The organism is Bacillus sp. SLBN-46 (assembly GCF_031453555.1).
Lineage (GTDB): Bacteria > Bacillota > Bacilli > Bacillales > Cytobacillaceae > Neobacillus.
The window spans coordinates 2,284,137-2,301,163 of the sequence record NZ_JAVIZM010000001.1 but is presented as its reverse complement, the minus strand read 5'-3'; the positions used below and the strand labels follow the sequence as shown (position 1 = coordinate 2,301,163).

The following is a 17,027-nucleotide window of genomic DNA, read 5'->3' as shown; positions in this document are numbered from 1 at the left end:
TTAACAAAGAAAGACAAAAGTGAAAAGAGAAAGAGTTTATTCAATCTATTATACCTGTTTTCTCAATCCTATTCTTTACTTGTACATCAAACTCAGCCTTTTTATATAGTTCTCTCCATTTCTCTTTGGATATTTGCTGGCCTCTGTAATGTATTTCATACTCATTCCCAAAACCTATAGGATCAATATCTAGTTCCCTTAGATGATAGAGTAGATCCTCTACTTGCTTTTCCATTGCTCTGTTTAGTTTTTTCTCTAGTAGCTTTACCGTAGTTGGTTTCGCCAAATCTAGTGGCTCTGTCATCTCTAATAACCTTGAATCTAATTTTATTTCCACTTTGAATTTGAGGTTCTGCTTGTCAATCAATTTTATTTTAGACTTGCTCCTTATATTATCAATGGTGAGGTAGATTTTATTATACAAGGGGGTTTGTACTAAACCTTTTAGTATAATATCTTGAAGTTCCTCTTTTTTGAAGCCTAATTCCAGTGTTCCGGCTTTGTATTTATCAACTAAAATCTTCAAAAAGAATAGCTGCGATTGCTTCAGCTCATCAACCAATCGATCCTCTCTGAATAGTCCGACGCCTGAAATAACCACGTCCCCACCTTGCAATTTTAAGATGGGAAGAACGGGATCTTTACCAATATCATAGTAATTATGATTAAATTCTTGTAAGGTGGGTGAGATAATTTGCTCTCCCTCGACATTCTGTTTGATTAAATTATAGATGTATGTGCCAAGGTTAATATTTGTTTTACTATAGTCAATTTTCATAATCTCCTCAGCTGTTTGGTCTGCAATTGTTAAATATACCATATTGCCAATAGCAGCATCACGGTTTAACGTATCAACTAATTGTATAATTCCTCTTTCAGCAAGTTCTCTACTATAAACAACTGACCGAAGCTGTCCTGAGACCAGTTTTTGGTTTGATTTTAGATTTTCTGCTTGCCTTAATCCTTTGCTTGTTTTCGAAATCGCACTTATAACCTTTGTTGCTGATTGTGCCATGGGATCAAACTTTTGTACGACTACAATTCCTTTAATTTGATCCTTGCCTACTAAATCGTATCCGGCAGTAGTAATAAGACCCAACTTTTCAAGTGGCTTTTGTTCCACACATCCTGTCATGATAGTCATGCAACAAGCTAGTAATAAAAGTAATTTACTTCTGCTACACTTCTGCATTCGAGTTCTTCCTCCTTTGAAGCCACTTTTTCACAGAAACAATCACTGAAAGGAGTATTGGATAACAGAACGCTGCAACGAATCCAAGCTTAGCCGTGTAATCAGTTACTACATTCATTTGGTATCGAGCTTTAATAAAAAAGGTTCCTATCCATACTAAAAGTCCAATAATCCAAATCCCTTTTTTCTGTTTCAATTGAAAGATTCGTTTAAGGCCTTTAGATGCGGCCCATAAATAACCGCACATGTTAGGTAAAATAATTAACATCCAGAAGGAAACAGCAATAAATTCAAATCGTTCTAAGTTAGGCAGTTTCACAATCTTGAACATCGATAATACTGGCCAAATGGTTCGTGCTAATCCATTTTCTGAAAAAAAGGCAATACAGACTAACGTAATCAAAGTAAATATGGCAGTGGTATAAAGATTTCCTATCTGTGTGTACAGCATGACTTTCTTTTTGTCTTTTACATAAGGATAAAAAAACATAATTAATTCAAACCCCATGAGCGAGAGTGTGGTTTTGTACATTCCCTTCACTAGCTGCATCATATTAATGTTTATTATGGGAAGAAGATGTTTAAAATCGGAATACCTAATAGGTACAGTGATGAAAAAGTTTAGCCAAAAGGTCCCCAATACGGATAGGAAGGCCACTCCTACAATTATACGAACACCACCAGTTACAGCATAAATAGTCAGAAGGATTAAAACTAAAGAAATTTGCCAGGTGGGTAGGTCTGGAAAAATCCAAACTTGGATAATTTCAATATAATTCATAAGGATAATAAAAAAACTAAGGCTTAAATACAGCATATAGAAAATACTTAATGCATGACCTATCCATTTACCAAAAACATCAACATGGATACCATACAAATCGGCACTGTCATATTTACCAAGCATATGTACCATCATGACCAATACAAATGCAGTAAAAATCCCCCCGAGAAGGACAGCGAGCCATGCATCATGTTTTGCTTCCATATAAACAACTCTAGGAAGTCCTACTATACCTACTCCCGTTTGGATGGCATGGACAATAAACATGACAAGAAATGCTTCAAATAACAGTCCCTCTTTCGGATGTAAATTCACTTTCATCTTGACCGCTCCTATTCATCTACATCCTTCTTTTTTATTGCTTTTTTCTCTTTAAATCGACTACCATCTACCGGATGATTGGATACTGGCCTAAATGGCAAGTATTGAACGGGAAATTTAATGATACTGTATCCTAAGTCCCTCCAACGAAACGGGTAGACTGGCATAAAATATGGACTCCCTAAGGAAGTCAGTTTCAGCAAATGAATAAGAAAAAAGCAAAATGACAGCATGATACCAATACCACCCCATATACCCGCTATCAGAATAATGGGGAACCGAATCATTCGAATCGCGGTACCCATGATATAACTTGGAGAAGTAAAAGACCCAAGTGCACTGAGGGCAATAATAATAATTAATATATTACTCGTAAACCCCGCCTGAACAGCAGCCTGTCCGATGACTATACCACCAACGATACCCATGGTTTGACCCACTTTTGTTGGTAGTCTAGCACCAGCTTCTCTTAAGAGTTCAATAACAAATTCTAATAGCAAAGCTTCAAATACAGGAGGAAACGGAACATTCGCTCTGGATTGCCCTAATGAAACAAGCAAAGCAGATGGAATAACCTCATAATGATAGGTCAAAACCGCTACATATGCTGGTGTTAATAACACAGATAAAAAAATCGCAACAATTCGCAGCATTCTTAAAAATAGCCCCATGTTCCAGCGCATATAAACGTCTTCAGTGGATTCAAAAAAGCTTAAAAATGGGGTTGGTCCATATATCGCCGCAGGTGACCTGTCCATTAAGACCGCTACCTTCCCTCTCATTAATGAAAGGGATACGCGGTCTGGAAGCTCCGAGGACATAATTTGTGGAAATACAGTCCAACTATTATCCTCAATCAACTGCCCTAATACGGTGGTATCTGGAATATAATCAAACTCTAAGTCATTAATTCTTTGTTTGAAGGTATTTATATTTTCTTCATCTGCGATATCTCTTATATAAACAATCTTTCCAGGTGTTTTTACCCTGCTTCCAATGGTTATATCCTCCATACACAACTCGGAGTCCTTAAGGTTACTTCTAATGATATTTAAATTTCCTATTAGCGACTCTGTAAAAGAAATCTTTGGGCCATAGACTAACGATTCTGTTTCCGCTTTTTCTAAAGATCTCTCTACTGTTGTACCGACATTCGCGAGGATTCCGAACGGCTCACCATCAATATATATATAGGCATAACCTTCAATTAAAGAAGAAACGACCTCCTTTAATTGATTGGCTGCTTGCAGTTCAGCAATTGGTAAAATCTGTGCCAGATTTTCTGTAGTCCAATCCATTGAATCTTTTTGCTGTTGAATAGCTAATAAAATAAATTCGTCTAGACTGGTTTTATCAATCAGGCTACTAAGGAAAGAAACAAGAATTTTTTTACCATCTTTTTTTAAGGTTCGAAAGTTAATATCTGAACATGCTCCCAGTTCATTGTTTAACTGCTCTTTCAATTCATCAACATCAAAACTATGCTTTTTAAATTCATCGGACTGATTATTTTTGGATTTTCGCTTAAACATTGTCAGCACCTTTATAAATACTATTTTTTTTAGGTTTACCAAAAATCCTATTTTTACCCATTAAAAGGATACCTTTATTTGCATAGTGGTTTCTTTACAAATGACAATATGATACAATGAATGAGTATTCATTCATTGTATTTATTTGACCAAGGATACAGTTTTCTATTTTGAGAGGTGATTTTAATGGAGCGAATTGGTCCGATTATGATACTGGAAGGTCCAAATTATAGCAAAGTTCCTTTTTCAAGAAGTCTTTATATAGATTGTCCTGAAAAAGTGTTAATCGATAGTGGGGCCGATGCCAATCAACTGTTAGAACTTGATAGGGAATATGGTGTGGAGCTAATCATTAACACCCACTACCACCCTGACCATACTCTCCATAATCATTTGTTTAGGGATGCAACCAAACTAATTAATCCCATTGAGTACGAGACCTCATTAACGATTGAGGGTGTAGCAAGTGTCAATGGAGTTTTTCAGGAATGGGGCAAGGAAGGCGTTGAGCAGTGGAAAAAGACACTTCCACAGGAATGGGTTAAAAACCTTGGCGAGATTTCAGGAACCTATGAATATGAAACAACCTATTTATTTGGAGACGTAAAAGTACAATTTCTACATACCCCTGGGCATACGATGGGTTTATCTTGCCCTTATTTTCCTGAATTGGGTGTGGTGTTCGCTGGGGATTATGACATGACGTCTTTTGGTCCGTGGTATAACGGCAGTGATGGAAATATTGAGGATTTCATTGCCTCTGGTAAACGATTACTTTCCCTTGATGCCGATACGTATATTACTGGGCATCAGAAAGGTATTTTCAACAAAAAAGAGTTTCATCAAGCTATGGAAACATTCCTTGCCATCATCGACAAAAGAGACCAGGTAATTGATCAATATATAAAACAGGGCATGAACTTTGAGGAACTGACAAATATCGGTATCTTTTATCCAAAGAAAATGCTGCAAAACTCGATCCTTAAAACCTGGGAACGCGGAGGAATTCGAAAACATCTGCACCGCCTAGGCTATACAGTTGTGGAGTCTTCTCTCGAGTTAGTCAGTAAAAAATAACAGGATGGTGTCAGGCACCATCCTGTTATTCAATCCTCTATTCAAAATAATACATTAGTGCTATTGTACCAGGACCGGTGTGTGTACTAATAGTTGGACCAGTATAATCAATTTGAACATCCTGGAATCCAGTTAAATCGAAGATGCTCTCTTTTACTTTTACTGCAAGTTCATGGGCACCAGAATGGACTAGACCGACACCACGAATCGTTTTCCCCTTCACATCTTCCGCAAACTGTTTGGCCAAAAATTTAACGACCTGAGAATGGCTGCGAACCTTCGTAACCGGAGTATATTCTGCCCCTTCAAGTGACGCAATCGGTTTGATATTTAATAGTGAGCCAATGAATGCCTTTCCTTTTCCGATTCTACCACCCTTAACTAGGTTTTCTAACGTATCCACCATGATATATAGTTTGGTATGTTCTTGGATTGTTTCTAATCGGGATAAGATTTCATTCATTTCTTTCCCTTGCTCTGCCATAATAGCAGCTTCCTTTACTTGAAAAGCTAGAGCGGTAGAAATAAACTTTGAATCGACTACCGTTACCTTGGTATCTGTCATTTGTGCTGCACTTTCAGCTGACCGCACTGTACCGCTCATTTTCCCTGTCATATGTATGGATAATACTTCATACCCTTCCTTCCCAAGCTCGTCGTAAACCTCTAGAAAAACACCAGCGGCAGGTTGGGAACTTTTAGGTAATTCTTTTGCCTTCCTCATCTTATCAATAAATTCAGCCGGCTCTATATCCACCCGGTCTAAATAGGTTTCATCATTTATCGTAACGGATAAAGGTACAACAATAATACCTAGTTTCTTTGCCATTTCTTGTGTGATATCTAATGTTGAATCGGTTACAATTTTAATTTTACTCATTCAGTCACATCCCTACACTTACTGTTTAGTATTATACAGGTTTCAACAATTGAAAGAAACCATTAGTCATTGTTTTCAAATATCTGCAAAAATAAAAGAGCACCGTTTCCGATGCTCGAATGGAACTATGCATTATTCTTTAATTCTCCAACTTTGAATAGTTGTTCATAATCAGGCCACTTCATGACCTTTTTCAAGTAATCTTTAAAGGAGTAGCATCTCTTAGGTTTGCTTTCCTGATTAATGGACGTTAAAAACGTCTGTAAACGGACTTGGATCATAAATTTATAAGTACTATCTTCCTCCAATACAGGAATTTCCATGACTTTAACCTTCTGTCCAACAACATTTTTGAACTCTAGGCTTTTGAATAACAAAATATCAATCCTCTTTTTCACCCGTTTGACTATATTATACACCTTTTCCGCCTCGAAAAGTGTCTAATTCTGCTTACAGTGAAAAATATTTGTGAATGATTTGCAACAAAAAACAGGACCATTATTAAGTCCTGCTTCTAGTCGAATGATTTGAAAGTGTAAGGTTTAATTTGGGCGTTTAATTGTGGGTTTTCTTGTAGATTACTATTTTTAATAAGAAATAATCGCGGCTTGCTTTGTTTGTGAGTCTCTGCATCTTGAGTATTGAAAATTGTAAGATCATTGTTGCAGGTTGGACAGATCCATGTTCCGGAATCACAGCTACTGAAGGATGATTTGTGGCATTTTGGACAGTTTTTTTTATACATAACATAGGCTCCTGTTGGTTTTTTTCGTTCATTATAAAGAACTTACATTTAAATTATACAACTTAATAAAGAACAGCGAAAGGTATTAATATTATTTTTTTATTTATATTAAATATCAAATTTTTCTTTAACCTTTTTATTATAAAAAAATCCCCCATACAATAGTGTATGGGGGCACCTTTTAGCATATTCTCGGAAACATCGTTCCTGATAATCTAGTTAATAATCGTTTGGATCCTAGTGGAGTTTCTAGTAGTAACTGCCCTTTTTCTTTTCCCAAAATAGAACCGATGACTACAGCATCCTTACCCTCAGAGAATTCTCGTAAAATATCTAAGACTTTCTCTTTTTCTTGATCGGCAACGATAAGAATGGCTTTTCCTTCATTGGCCAGATACAGCGGATCGAAGCCTAGTAAATCACAAACCCCGTGCACTTCTTCTTTTACGGGAAGGTTAAGTTCATTAATTTTCATCGTTAAATGAAAGTCTTCTGCAATCTCAACAAGTGTAGTGGCTAGACCACCTCTAGTTGGATCCCGCATGATTCGTACACCGGAAGTAGAGTTAAGAACTTCCGCTAACATTGTATTTAAGCTAGCACAGTCACTATTTACGGGCGATGATATCCCTAACTCTCCCCTTGCGGCCAATACAGCGATGCCATGATCTCCAATCGTTCCTGACACAATAATGGCATCGCCTTCTTCAAATTCAAGACTGCATCCTTTGTTAGGCTCATAGATTCCAATCCCAGTTGTATTAATATAGACTCCATCAGCGCTACCGCGTTCCACTACCTTCGTATCTCCTGCAACAATGGAAATTCCTGTCCTCCGTGCTTCACTCGCCATGTCACTGACTATTTTTTTTAAATCAGGAATAGGGAACCCTTCCTCAATCACAAATCCGCAGGTTAAATATAAAGGTTTCGCTCCACTAACAGCTAAATCATTAACCGTACCTGCTACGGCTAATTTACCGATAGAGCCACCTGGGAAGAAAATGGGCTTAATAACAAACGAGTCGGTTGTCACAGCAATTTTGCCGATTGTTATGTCCATTGAGGCTGCATCAAATAAAGCTGAATTCTCATCACCAAATGCTTCAATGAAGACTTCCTTGATTAAACGGTGGCTTAACTCACCGCCGTCGCCATGTGCTAGGCTGATAAATTGATCCATTAAAAGCTCTCCCTCATGTATTGATAAAAAGCCGCACAACTTCCTTCTGCAGAAACCATACACGGACCGATTGGCTTCATCGGGTTACAGGCTTTACCAAAAAGCGGACATTCATTTGGCGTAATTAATCCACGAATGACTTCACCGCAGCGACATTTCGTTTTTCTTGGTTCGCCAACCTCTACCGTAAACCTCTTTTTCGCGTTATATTTATCGTATTCAGGTTTTAAGTCCAGCCCGCTGTTAGGAATAACCCCGATTCCCCGCCAGGCTTCGTCACACTTGATTAAGTATTGATCCATCCACTGTTGAATCACTTGATTTCCCGTTTTACTAACAATAGAAGGGTGGTTATTGATTATGGCTGTTTCTCCTTTTAATGCCAAATCAATGCTTTTGTAAATTCCAGACAGCAATTCTGCCGTTTCAAAACCAGTAATCACACCTGAAATCTGATATTCATCAACTAAATACTGATATGATTCTTCACCTAATACAATCGAAACATGTCCTGGCAGCAAAAATCCATCCAAATGAACTTCACCAGCATCAAGCAAGTAGCGGAGAACTGGTTCAACTAGTTTAGTAGTCATCCAAATCGAAAAATTCTCGATTCCGCGCTTTTCCGCTTCTCCCACCATTAATGTGAGGATAGGAATCGTTGTTTCAAAGCCTACTCCTAGAAAAATAACTTGTTTATCCGGCTTGTCTTCGGCTACCTTCACCGCATCTATGGGCGAATAAAGAACACGAATATCCTTACCGGCAATCTTCGAATCCAGTAATGTTTTATTAGAGCCAGGAACTCTCATCATGTCACCGAAGGTACAGATGATTCGATTTTCGCCTTCTGCCAGAGCGATCATGGCATCAATGGAACGTTGGTCCGTGACACACACAGGACAGCCTGGTCCGGAAATAAGGTTGACCTCATCCTTTAGACATGGCTTCACACCTGTTCTTGCTAGAGACATGGTGTGCGATCCACATACCTCCATGAAAGCAGGCTTGCGTCCAAATTTCCGCTGAAATTCCTTAGCTTTTTCTATAACCGCCTCCACAAGTGGCTTACAGACCTCCGAATTATTGGACTGTTTCAGAATTTCGAGCATTGACAAGTTTCCTCCACTCCTCCACACTCTGTCTTGCATACGTTTCATCAACAATACTCATGGCCTGACCAGCATGTACGATGACATAATCTCCAAGCTCCAATTCGGGAACAAATATCGTTCCAACGGTTGTCTGCGAACCCATGACATCTACGACTGCACTGTATTCCATTTTCTTCACTACTCTAGCCGGTACACCTACACACATTGCACAGCACTCCTTTTTGCCTTGGCAATCGCTAATTGCCCATATGATAAACCACCGTCATTGCACGGAACCTGCTCTGGTACGAATACAGCAAACCCTCTTTCTATCAATTCTGAAGTCAATCTCTTCCTTAAGAACCGATTATGGAAGCTGCCACCTGAAAGGACAACTTGTTTATTAGCATTGGAGGTTGTAACAAGCAACTTCTCCATCACTTCTACCGTCGCCTGCACGACTGTTTCATGAAATCTTCCACTAATGAGTGAAACGTCTCTTTCTGCTAAAATTTGCAGTGCGATCTCTTTCAACATTTTTGAAAAATCAATGGTTAGTACATCCTGTTCAACGAAGTCAAATAAATAAGGCTCAAAACTGTTGTTTTCATCAGCTAATTCTGCTAATTGAATGGCTGCTTCCCCGTCATAACTAGATATTTTAGTCACTCCACATAAGGCACTAACAGAATCAAAGAGTCTACCGCACGTGCCAGCGTAAACCGTATTTATATTACGATCAATCATCTTTTTTAAGGTATCAATCTCTGCTTTTTTATCATTGAAGATAGTTTTTGCCAACGTTTCCCCCTCCGCACCAAGCAGAGAAATAAGCATGGCCGTTGCATTCCTCCAAGGCTCACGAATACACTTTTCACCTCCTGGAAGGGGAGTATAGTGTAAATGGGCCATACGTTGAAAACTTTGAGCATCCCCATAGAGAACCTCAAAGCCCCAAATGTTTCCGTCGAGACCAAACCCGGTTCCATCTAAAATGATTCCATACGCCTCACCCTTAACTTGGTGCTCTTCCATACATGCTGCCATATGCGCGTGATGATGTTGAACCTCCATTACTTCTTCAAATGGATATTCTTTTACTAGCTTCTGAATGTGATAGCCAGGATGGGCATCGATCACAGCCAGTTTTTTAGGAATATCAATCCACTTTAGAAGATGATCTAATTCTTGTTTGTAATGATTGATTGTTTCGATGTTTTCTAATTCACCAATATGCGGACCGACAAAAATTTGCTCATTCCGACCAATTGTAAAAGTGGTCTTTTGTTGACCGCCAAAAGTGACGATTCCAGTCACATCTTGGTTTGTCGTAAAAGGATCTGGCACGTAGCCTCTTGACCTGCGCAGAAAGTCGAGCTTACCATCATTGAATTGGACTACTGAATCATCGACCGGATGAAGTATTTCCCGATTATGCACAAGATAATAATCAGCTATTCCCTCCAAGTATCGAAAGGCTTCCTCATCTTTATATAGGATGGGCATTCCTGATGGATTGGCACTAGTCATTACGAGACAAGAGAGTTCAGGCTCAGTAAATAACAAGTGATGAAGTGGTGTATACGGAAGCATCACTCCAATCGTACTCATGCGTGGTGCTACACTTTCAGCCAACTGGTACCGTTCATTTTTCTTCAACACGACAATAGGCGCTTCTGGACTTTTCAAAAGTTCACATTCATCCTCATTCAACTTTGCCAGATGTTCTACTTCTGATATCGAAGCAACCATAATCGCCAGCGGACGTAAAGGTCGTTTTTTCCGTCTTCGCAATTCGGCTACCGCTTTCTCGTTACTTGCATCACAGCAAAGATGATAGCCTCCTATCCCTTTAATGGCTACTATCCTTCCTTCTTTTAAAAGCGTCACTGTCTCTACCAATGGATTCTCTACCTCTACTTGCTTTCCACTTTGGTCAAGTAACCATACTCTAGGGCCGCACTTTGGACAAGCAATCGGCTGAGCATGATGTCTCCGGTTCGTCGGGTCTTCATATTCCCTCCGACAATCCTCACACATAGGAAAGTCCTTCATAGAAGTATAGGGCCGGTCATATGGTAACTCGTTAATGATTGTGTAACGAGGGCCGCATTGGGTGCAGTTAATTAACGGATATTGGTAGCGAAAATCATTCGGATCATTCATTTCATTGAGACAATCCTCACAAACTGCTGAATCAATTGGAATAACAAGCATTGATGTCCCACTGCGTTCACTTGGGATAATTGTAAAGTCTGCTATGTTTTGCGCTACTGTTTCTTCTACTAAAATCTCATTTATTATTGATAGTCGTGGTTTGTTATTTTTTAATGCAAATAGAAATGCCTTAATATGATCTGCGTCTCCTTCAAGATAAATTTTCACCCCATCCATATTATTTTGGACGGTCCCACTCAACTGATATTTCTCGGCTAGCTGAAAAACGAACGGTCTAAAACCAACTCCCTGCACTCTGCCACGGACGGCAATCTTTACTGCAGTACGCATCGCTCGTATGCTCCTTCAATCCAAGAAAACCATTCATGCAGTCCTTCTTTTGTCCGGGCTGAGAGAGAAATTAATATTGATTCCGGGTTTATTTCCGATAAATCTTTTCTTGCTTCCTCCACACTAAAGTCCAAATAAGGGAGTAAATCAATTTTATTTAAAAGCACAAGTTCTGTTCTCATAAACATTTGTGGGTACTTGGGTATTTTGTCGTTACCTTCTGGTACACTTAAAACCGCCACTTTATGATGCTGTCCTAAGTCGTAGCCTGAAGGGCAAACGAGATTACCAACATTTTCAATAAAGAGAATATCAATTTCATCTAAATCAAATTCACCTAGTGTTGCCGCAACCATACGTGCGTCTAGGTGACAGCCACCATGGGTGTTAATTTGGACAGCTTTTGCACCCATTGCACGAATTCGGTCCGCATCTCTTTCCGTTGCCAAATCGCCTTCGATCACTGCGATCCGAAAGTTTTTAGATAATGCTCTGACTGTTTCCTCTAGTAATGTGGTCTTCCCTGCTCCAGGAGAACTCATTAAATTAATGACCAAGGTGTTGGTATTGTGGAATAGCTCTCGGTTGAATTCAGCAGCCTTATTGTTATTTGTTAAAACGTCCGTTCTTAGAGTAACCTTCATTGTGCATTACTCCCTTCGTATGATAATACCTGAAACGTTTCCCCACTTAGTACCTTTCCAGAAGGAACGAGGCAATTTGGACAAAGAGCAATTTTTTGGTCCGGTTTATATTCCATGCCACAAATGACACAACTGGCTTGTGCCTCTTCAAGATGGATAACAAGCTCAGCATTATCCGAGAAGAGATGAAGATTTTGATCTCTCAGAATATCAAAAGCCATCTGTAAGGCATCTGGCATGGCATTTGTGATTTCTCCGACTATCAATTCCACCTTTTCAATTTTCTGAATCCCTTTATCGTATGCATCCTCCTGGACCAGCTGAAGAATATCTCCCATCAATGACATTTCATGCATGGCTCCCACCTGACTCCTTCTCATACTTTTGAAACCCTAAATAATATATATCTTTCTTCCGTTTTATTGGAAAGGAAGCAAGCTGTAACTCACCTGACTGGGTCTTAAAATTGTATTCTTTTTGACAATTCAAACATTTTCCACTTGAATATAGTGTTGTTAGAATAATAATATTCGAACATACAGGACACACTCCATCCATAGCCTGCATGTTCGTTCCATTCCAAATTACTATTACGGGTTTCCCACCTATAAACTTCAATTCTAGCTCCGAAAAAAGTTCACTTTCTTTAATAAATGGAACCCATCTAATCCCAAGAGCGCGATCTGCTGCTGACTGTACTTTTTCCAAATCCTCACTAATAAAAGGCTCATAAACAGATTTCACCGTTTGGAAAAGACTGCTGCCCATTTCCTTTATGAAATCCCCCCGTCTCATGAGACATTTCTCCAGTTATGCACCTGCTCAATCACGGCATTTGCCAGTTCACCCAGTTTCTGTCGGTTGGTTTCCGTTAACTCTACTCCTAATTCAAGTGACGTTGGCTGCATGCCGAACATAACAATTTGCTTAGGATAACGATCCCTCATTTTGGCCGCTAACAAAACCTCTTGGAAGCCTAATTGGTGAATGGACATCTTGATACCAAAATAAGCCGGAATTTCCTCCCCAACAAGTGAGATAATTGTGCCACCCTCTTTCCCGGCATTGATGGCATCAATAATTATAAGATTTTCGGCTTCCTCCACTGGACCCAGAAGTCTCATACCATCAGTTAAACCCTCTATAATTTCTATCTGATCAACTTCCTTTAGTGCTTCCTCTAATAAAGGCAAAAGGTGGATGCCAACACCCTCGTCAGAAAAGAGGGTGTTGCCAATTCCTAGAATTGTAATCTTTGATTCTACCTTTCTATTTGTCATCCTTTTCACCTACTGATTTCTTCGTAGTTGTTTTGTAGCCTGTAATCATGGATGAGATGGATCCATTTCGCTCAAGATAGTCATCGCGGAAAGCCATATATACATGTATAAGGGTAAATAACATAAAGCCCCATGCTGCTAGATGATGCCACGAGCGAAGCGTATAACTCTCTCCACCAAATAAATACGGCACCCAGACAAACAATTTTGCCCAAAATGACTCTTGCTGCGGTTCAAAGTACATATAAAATCCTGTCAGCATGACAATCCAGGAACCAAGTCCAATAAAGATCCAATAACTTAATTGTGCCAGCGGGTTATGACCAACATAATGGGGCTTTTTATTTTTCAAAAATAAATAGAATTTAATAGTTTCAAAAACTTCCTTCCAAAATATCCATCTGAGTGGATTAGAGGTGGCAAACTTATTCCCTACAGCAACCCAATACAAACGGAATAGAAGATTCACTACGAATAAGAAGGCAGCAAAAAAGTGAATATAGCGCATCCAGCCCATCAAATTTGAAAAGTAGGCCTCTTCTGGGATTCCAGCCGATGCAAACGGTTTACCAATGTAAATCCCCGTTCCCATTAATACAATGATGGCGAACATATTTAACCAGTGAAAAATCCTCACCGGTAATTCCCAAACATAGGCTCTGACTTCATTTTTTACTTCTTTATAGACAATTGATCTTTCTGTGTGAAACGAATTCTCGCTGTTGATCACCGGATTATCAGGGAACGGCCCCGGCGTTTGAGTCGGTAAGTTTGGCGCGGCCATTTGTTTCACTCCTAACCTAAACGAATTTCGGTCGTATTATTAGTTTCCAAATCGGTTAAGTGGACAGCACATGCAAGACAAGGGTCAAAGGAATGGATTATCCTCATAATTTCTAATGGCTGTTCCTTATTCAACATCGGTGTTCCTTTAAGCGCTGCCTCATATGCCCCGATATTGTTTTTATGATCACGAGGTGAGGCATTCCATGTGGAAGGAACAACGGCCTGGTAGTTATGTGTTTTCCCATCCTTGATATCAATCCAATGGCCAAGTGCGCCGCGTGGTGCTTCCATCCAGCCTACGCCTTTGGCCCGTTCCGGCCACGTACTTGGTTCCCATTTTGTCCGATCAAAGGTAGTTTGGTTTCCGCTTTTCACATTTTTTAATAATTCATCCATGTCATTACGCAACCATCCGGAAATTAATACCGTTTCAAGTCCCCTGGCAACGGTACGTCCTAATGCTGATTGTAAGGCTGTGATTGGCAAATCCAGCTTTTTCAATGTTTCATCTACGATATTTACAATCTCTTCTTTTCCAGCTGCATAACCTACGATCATCCTTGCAAGTGGTCCTGTTTCCATTGGATGCTCTTTCCAGCGCGGTGCCTTTAGCCAGCTATACTGTTTGTCAGTATCCAATGTTTTAAACGGTGCTTTCGGTCCTGTGTAATTAAAGGTCGTTTCTCCTTCGAATGGATGCTTACCTTTTCCGCCTTCATTTCCATCGTAGGTATACCAGGAGTGGTCAATAAACTCCTGAACATGTTTAGGATCCTTTAAATCAACATCCAACACTTCATTCAAATTGCCATTTAAAACAATTCCTCTTGGCATGCGATATAGCTTTGTATCATAGATGTCCCCTGTAGAGAAATCTCCATAGCAAAGATAATTATTTAAGCCGCCGCCATACGTCCAATCCTTATAAAAGGAGCCTATAGCGAGTAAGTCAGGAATATATACTTGATTCACAAATTCCCGGGCTTGATCAATTAATTGTGATACATGCATGAGTCGTTCAGCATGGACTCCATTATCGCTATCAATATCGAGAGGAGTCGCCATTCCACCAACTACATAATGCGGATGAGGATTTTTGCCGCCAAAAATGGTATGAATTTTAACGATTTCCTTTTGCCAATCTAATGCTTCCAGGTAGTGCGCAACAGCCAATAGGTTTACTTCAGGTGGAAGTTTATAGGCTTTATGCCCCCAATAACCGTTTGCAAAAATACCTAGTTGACCACTTTCAACGAGTTTTTTTACTTTGTTTTGTACATCTGTAAAGTACCCTGGCGATGATTTTGGCCAGCTTGAAATGGATTGAGCCAGCTTAGATGTCTCTGCGGGATTGGCACTGATTGCACTTACGACATCTACCCAATCCAGGGCATGAAGGTGATAGAAATGGACGATATGGTCGTGAACAAATAACGCTTCATTCATTATGTCTCTTATTAAATGTGCATTTCTCGGAATCTTTATTTTTAAGGCATCTTCAACAGAACGAATCGATGCCAATGCATGTACTGTCGTACAAACACCACAAATACGCTGCACATATGCCCAGACATCCCTCGGATCTCGGTCTTTTACAATCAACTCAAGACCACGGACAGCTGTTCCTGAACTATACGCTTCCTTTATTACGCCCTTTTCATCTACATCTACTTCAACACGAAGGTGACCTTCTATTCTTGTTATTGGGTCCACTACTATTCGTTCACTCATTCTTCCTCACCCCGTTTGTCGTCTCTCTTCTTCTTTATTACCGTTCCAGTTGCATGAACAGCAATACCAGCTGCTGTTAATCCAATGGCTGCTAACCCGACCTCATCAGGTTCAATTGTTGTTTGCGTTCCTGGTATTTTCGCTCTTCTTGTATAGAATGGACCATTATCCCAGAAATCTTTTTCTGAACATCCAAAGCAAGGATTACCAGATTGAATCGGATAGCTAACCCCACCATTCCAGCGCATTTCTGCACAAGAGTTATAGGTGGTTGGACCTTTACAGCCCACTTTATATAAGCAATAACCCTGTTTAGCCCCTTCATCGTCGAACGATTCCACAAATAATCCCGCATCGAAATAGGCTCGTCTATTGCATTTGTCATGTATACGGTGACGATAGAAAGCTTTTGGGCGTCCGAATTGATCTAATTCTGGTAATTTACCAAATGTAATAAAGTGAGCAATCACTCCCGTCATTACTTCTGAAATGGGCGGACATCCCGGTACAAGAATAGTTGAAGTATCCTTTACAAAGCTTGTAACTGGCTTGGCACCCGTTGGATTTGGATGTGCAGCAGCAATTCCTCCCCATGACGAACAAGAACCATAAGCGACAATAGCCTTTGCCCCTGCTGCCATTTCTAGGAAGGTTTCTTTTGCCGATTGTCCTGCAACAGTTAAGAACGCATCATCATCAGGGATACTTCCTTCAACAGCTAGTATGTACTCCCCTTTATAATCCTTTAATACTTGTTTCATGGAAGCTTCAACCTGATGCCCTGAAGCTGCGGAAAGCACTTCTGAATATTCCAGTGAAATCATTTCGAGTAAAACGCTTTCAGTCTTTGGTTGTGATGATCGTATGAAAGATTCGGAACAACCTGTGCAATCCTGGAATTGCAGCCATACAACCGGTACTCTTGATTTTGTTTCCATGGCTTTCACCACTTGATCAGACTGCGTGAATTCTAGACCTAATGTAGCAGCAAGTGCAGTACACATTTTTAGAAAGTCACGCCTGCTAAAGCCATGGTCGATCGCGGCTTCGTATACTGTTTTCTGTCTCTTCATCCGCTTTCCCCTCCACCTATCATGAAAATAAATATTACTTGATTTCAAAGAAATTGTAGTATAACACTAGGCCATTCGTCTTGAATTTTCAAAAAAGTACACAAAGTATCCTTAACTGCATTTTTACAATATTTTCTTTTAATAAGTTGAAAATATCGGAAAATATACCCAATAAAAAAAGACCTTAAGAGAATTAA

17 protein-coding genes are annotated in these 17,027 nt (G+C 39.6%); 1 reads left to right on the top strand and 16 read right to left on the bottom strand.

Annotated features, from left to right (window positions below; all coding sequences use genetic code 11):
- Positions 1 to 40 precede the first annotated feature (40 nt).
- The 3 genes from QFZ87_RS11840 to QFZ87_RS11830 are packed head-to-tail and all read right to left on the bottom strand — an operon-like array spanning position 41 to position 3,829.
- Positions 41 to 1,192 (bottom strand): Ger(x)C family spore germination protein, encoded by a 1,152-nt coding sequence (locus QFZ87_RS11840; RefSeq protein ID WP_309861390.1) that lies wholly within the window; start codon positions 1,190 to 1,192, stop codon positions 41 to 43.
- On the bottom strand, positions 1,179 to 2,297 hold the full coding sequence (locus tag QFZ87_RS11835) for a GerAB/ArcD/ProY family transporter (RefSeq protein ID WP_309861387.1): 1,119 nt from the start codon (positions 2,295 to 2,297) through the stop codon (positions 1,179 to 1,181). Before QFZ87_RS11835 ends, QFZ87_RS11840 begins: the two co-directional genes overlap by 14 nt.
- Positions 2,298 to 2,308: 11 nt before the next feature.
- Entirely contained in the window at positions 2,309 to 3,829 is a 1,521-nt protein-coding gene (locus tag QFZ87_RS11830; protein ID WP_309861384.1) for a spore germination protein, read from the bottom strand.
- A 186-nt stretch (positions 3,830 to 4,015) separates the two neighbouring features.
- Between QFZ87_RS11830 and QFZ87_RS11825 the strand changes: the two genes are divergently transcribed.
- On the top strand, positions 4,016 to 4,906 hold the full coding sequence (locus tag QFZ87_RS11825) for an MBL fold metallo-hydrolase (RefSeq protein WP_309861381.1): 891 nt from the start codon (positions 4,016 to 4,018) through the stop codon (positions 4,904 to 4,906).
- Positions 4,907 to 4,943: 37 nt separating this feature from the next.
- On the opposite strand, the gene QFZ87_RS11820 is transcribed toward QFZ87_RS11825, so the two are convergent.
- The 13 genes from QFZ87_RS11820 to QFZ87_RS11760 all read right to left on the bottom strand — a co-directional run bounded on the left by QFZ87_RS11820 (position 4,944) and on the right by QFZ87_RS11760 (position 16,830).
- Positions 4,944 to 5,786 (bottom strand): DegV family protein, encoded by an 843-nt coding sequence (locus tag QFZ87_RS11820; RefSeq protein ID WP_309861379.1) that lies wholly within the window; start codon positions 5,784 to 5,786, stop codon positions 4,944 to 4,946.
- Positions 5,787 to 5,911: 125 nt separating this feature from the next.
- A complete protein-coding gene (locus QFZ87_RS11815) occupies positions 5,912 to 6,163 on the bottom strand; it encodes a DUF2535 family protein (protein ID WP_308083488.1) in 252 nt (83 codons plus the stop codon).
- A 549-nt stretch (positions 6,164 to 6,712) separates the two neighbouring features.
- Positions 6,713 to 7,714 carry a hydrogenase expression/formation protein HypE gene (hypE, locus tag QFZ87_RS11810; protein ID WP_309861375.1) on the bottom strand — a complete coding sequence of 334 codons (1,002 nt, stop codon included), beginning with the start codon at positions 7,712 to 7,714 and terminating at the stop codon, positions 6,713 to 6,715.
- A complete protein-coding gene (hypD, locus tag QFZ87_RS11805; protein ID WP_309861371.1) occupies positions 7,714 to 8,826 on the bottom strand; it encodes a hydrogenase formation protein HypD in 1,113 nt (370 codons plus the stop codon). Before hypD ends, hypE begins: the two co-directional genes overlap by 1 nt.
- Positions 8,798 to 9,034: a HypC/HybG/HupF family hydrogenase formation chaperone gene (locus QFZ87_RS11800; protein WP_309861369.1), complete on the bottom strand. Its 237-nt coding sequence runs from the start codon at positions 9,032 to 9,034 to the stop codon at positions 8,798 to 8,800. Before QFZ87_RS11800 ends, hypD begins: the two co-directional genes overlap by 29 nt.
- Positions 9,025 to 11,316, bottom strand: a complete 2,292-nt coding sequence (hypF, locus tag QFZ87_RS11795; protein WP_309861366.1) for a carbamoyltransferase HypF — start codon at positions 11,314 to 11,316, stop codon at positions 9,025 to 9,027. The genes QFZ87_RS11800 and hypF overlap by 10 nt, the downstream gene beginning before the upstream one ends.
- Positions 11,301 to 11,960: a hydrogenase nickel incorporation protein HypB gene (gene hypB, locus QFZ87_RS11790; protein ID WP_309861363.1), complete on the bottom strand. Its 660-nt coding sequence runs from the start codon at positions 11,958 to 11,960 to the stop codon at positions 11,301 to 11,303. The genes hypF and hypB overlap by 16 nt, the downstream gene beginning before the upstream one ends.
- A complete protein-coding gene (locus QFZ87_RS11785; protein WP_309861360.1) occupies positions 11,957 to 12,316 on the bottom strand; it encodes a hydrogenase maturation nickel metallochaperone HypA/HybF in 360 nt (119 codons plus the stop codon). Before QFZ87_RS11785 ends, hypB begins: the two co-directional genes overlap by 4 nt.
- Positions 12,309 to 12,755, bottom strand: a complete 447-nt coding sequence (locus tag QFZ87_RS11780) for a hypothetical protein (RefSeq protein ID WP_309861357.1) — start codon at positions 12,753 to 12,755, stop codon at positions 12,309 to 12,311. Before QFZ87_RS11780 ends, QFZ87_RS11785 begins: the two co-directional genes overlap by 8 nt.
- The gene (locus tag QFZ87_RS11775; RefSeq protein ID WP_309861354.1) at positions 12,752 to 13,240 is read right to left on the bottom strand and encodes a HyaD/HybD family hydrogenase maturation endopeptidase; all 489 of its coding nucleotides are present in this window, start codon (positions 13,238 to 13,240) and stop codon (positions 12,752 to 12,754) included. Before QFZ87_RS11775 ends, QFZ87_RS11780 begins: the two co-directional genes overlap by 4 nt.
- On the bottom strand, positions 13,230 to 14,024 hold the full coding sequence (cybH, locus tag QFZ87_RS11770) for a Ni/Fe-hydrogenase, b-type cytochrome subunit (protein ID WP_309861351.1): 795 nt from the start codon (positions 14,022 to 14,024) through the stop codon (positions 13,230 to 13,232). The genes QFZ87_RS11775 and cybH overlap by 11 nt, the downstream gene beginning before the upstream one ends.
- An 11-nt stretch (positions 14,025 to 14,035) precedes the next feature.
- On the bottom strand, positions 14,036 to 15,757 hold the full coding sequence (locus tag QFZ87_RS11765) for a nickel-dependent hydrogenase large subunit (protein ID WP_308083474.1): 1,722 nt from the start codon (positions 15,755 to 15,757) through the stop codon (positions 14,036 to 14,038).
- Positions 15,754 to 16,830, bottom strand: coding sequence for a hydrogenase small subunit (locus QFZ87_RS11760; protein ID WP_309861347.1), 1,077 nt, complete (start codon positions 16,828 to 16,830; stop codon positions 15,754 to 15,756). The genes QFZ87_RS11765 and QFZ87_RS11760 overlap by 4 nt, the downstream gene beginning before the upstream one ends.
- Positions 16,831 to 17,027: the final 197 nt, after the last annotated feature.

Excerpts from the sequence above, each read along its gene's own strand:
- hypD (WP_309861371.1), bottom strand. The coding sequence starts at position 8,826 with ATGCTCGAAATTCTGAAACAGTCCAATAATTCGGAGGTCTGTAAGCCA.
- hypE (WP_309861375.1), bottom strand. The coding sequence starts at position 7,714 with ATGGATCAATTTATCAGCCTAGCACATGGCGACGGCGGTGAGTTAAGC.
- QFZ87_RS11800 (WP_309861369.1), bottom strand. The coding sequence starts at position 9,034 with ATGTGTGTAGGTGTACCGGCTAGAGTAGTGAAGAAAATGGAATACAGT.
- hypF (WP_309861366.1), bottom strand. The coding sequence starts at position 11,316 with ATGCGTACTGCAGTAAAGATTGCCGTCCGTGGCAGAGTGCAGGGAGTT.
- QFZ87_RS11765 (WP_308083474.1), bottom strand. The coding sequence starts at position 15,757 with ATGAGTGAACGAATAGTAGTGGACCCAATAACAAGAATAGAAGGTCAC.
- QFZ87_RS11785 (WP_309861360.1), bottom strand. The coding sequence starts at position 12,316 with ATGCATGAAATGTCATTGATGGGAGATATTCTTCAGCTGGTCCAGGAG.
- QFZ87_RS11825 (WP_309861381.1), top strand. The coding sequence starts at position 4,016 with ATGGAGCGAATTGGTCCGATTATGATACTGGAAGGTCCAAATTATAGC.
- QFZ87_RS11780 (WP_309861357.1), bottom strand. The coding sequence starts at position 12,755 with ATGAGACGGGGGGATTTCATAAAGGAAATGGGCAGCAGTCTTTTCCAA.
- QFZ87_RS11830 (WP_309861384.1), bottom strand. The coding sequence starts at position 3,829 with ATGTTTAAGCGAAAATCCAAAAATAATCAGTCCGATGAATTTAAAAAG.
- QFZ87_RS11775 (WP_309861354.1), bottom strand. The coding sequence starts at position 13,240 with ATGACAAATAGAAAGGTAGAATCAAAGATTACAATTCTAGGAATTGGC.
- cybH (WP_309861351.1), bottom strand. The coding sequence starts at position 14,024 with ATGGCCGCGCCAAACTTACCGACTCAAACGCCGGGGCCGTTCCCTGAT.
- hypB (WP_309861363.1), bottom strand. The coding sequence starts at position 11,960 with ATGAAGGTTACTCTAAGAACGGACGTTTTAACAAATAACAATAAGGCT.
- QFZ87_RS11835 (WP_309861387.1), bottom strand. The coding sequence starts at position 2,297 with ATGAAAGTGAATTTACATCCGAAAGAGGGACTGTTATTTGAAGCATTT.
- QFZ87_RS11760 (WP_309861347.1), bottom strand. The coding sequence starts at position 16,830 with ATGAAGAGACAGAAAACAGTATACGAAGCCGCGATCGACCATGGCTTT.
- QFZ87_RS11820 (WP_309861379.1), bottom strand. The coding sequence starts at position 5,786 with ATGAGTAAAATTAAAATTGTAACCGATTCAACATTAGATATCACACAA.
- QFZ87_RS11840 (WP_309861390.1), bottom strand. The coding sequence starts at position 1,192 with ATGCAGAAGTGTAGCAGAAGTAAATTACTTTTATTACTAGCTTGTTGC.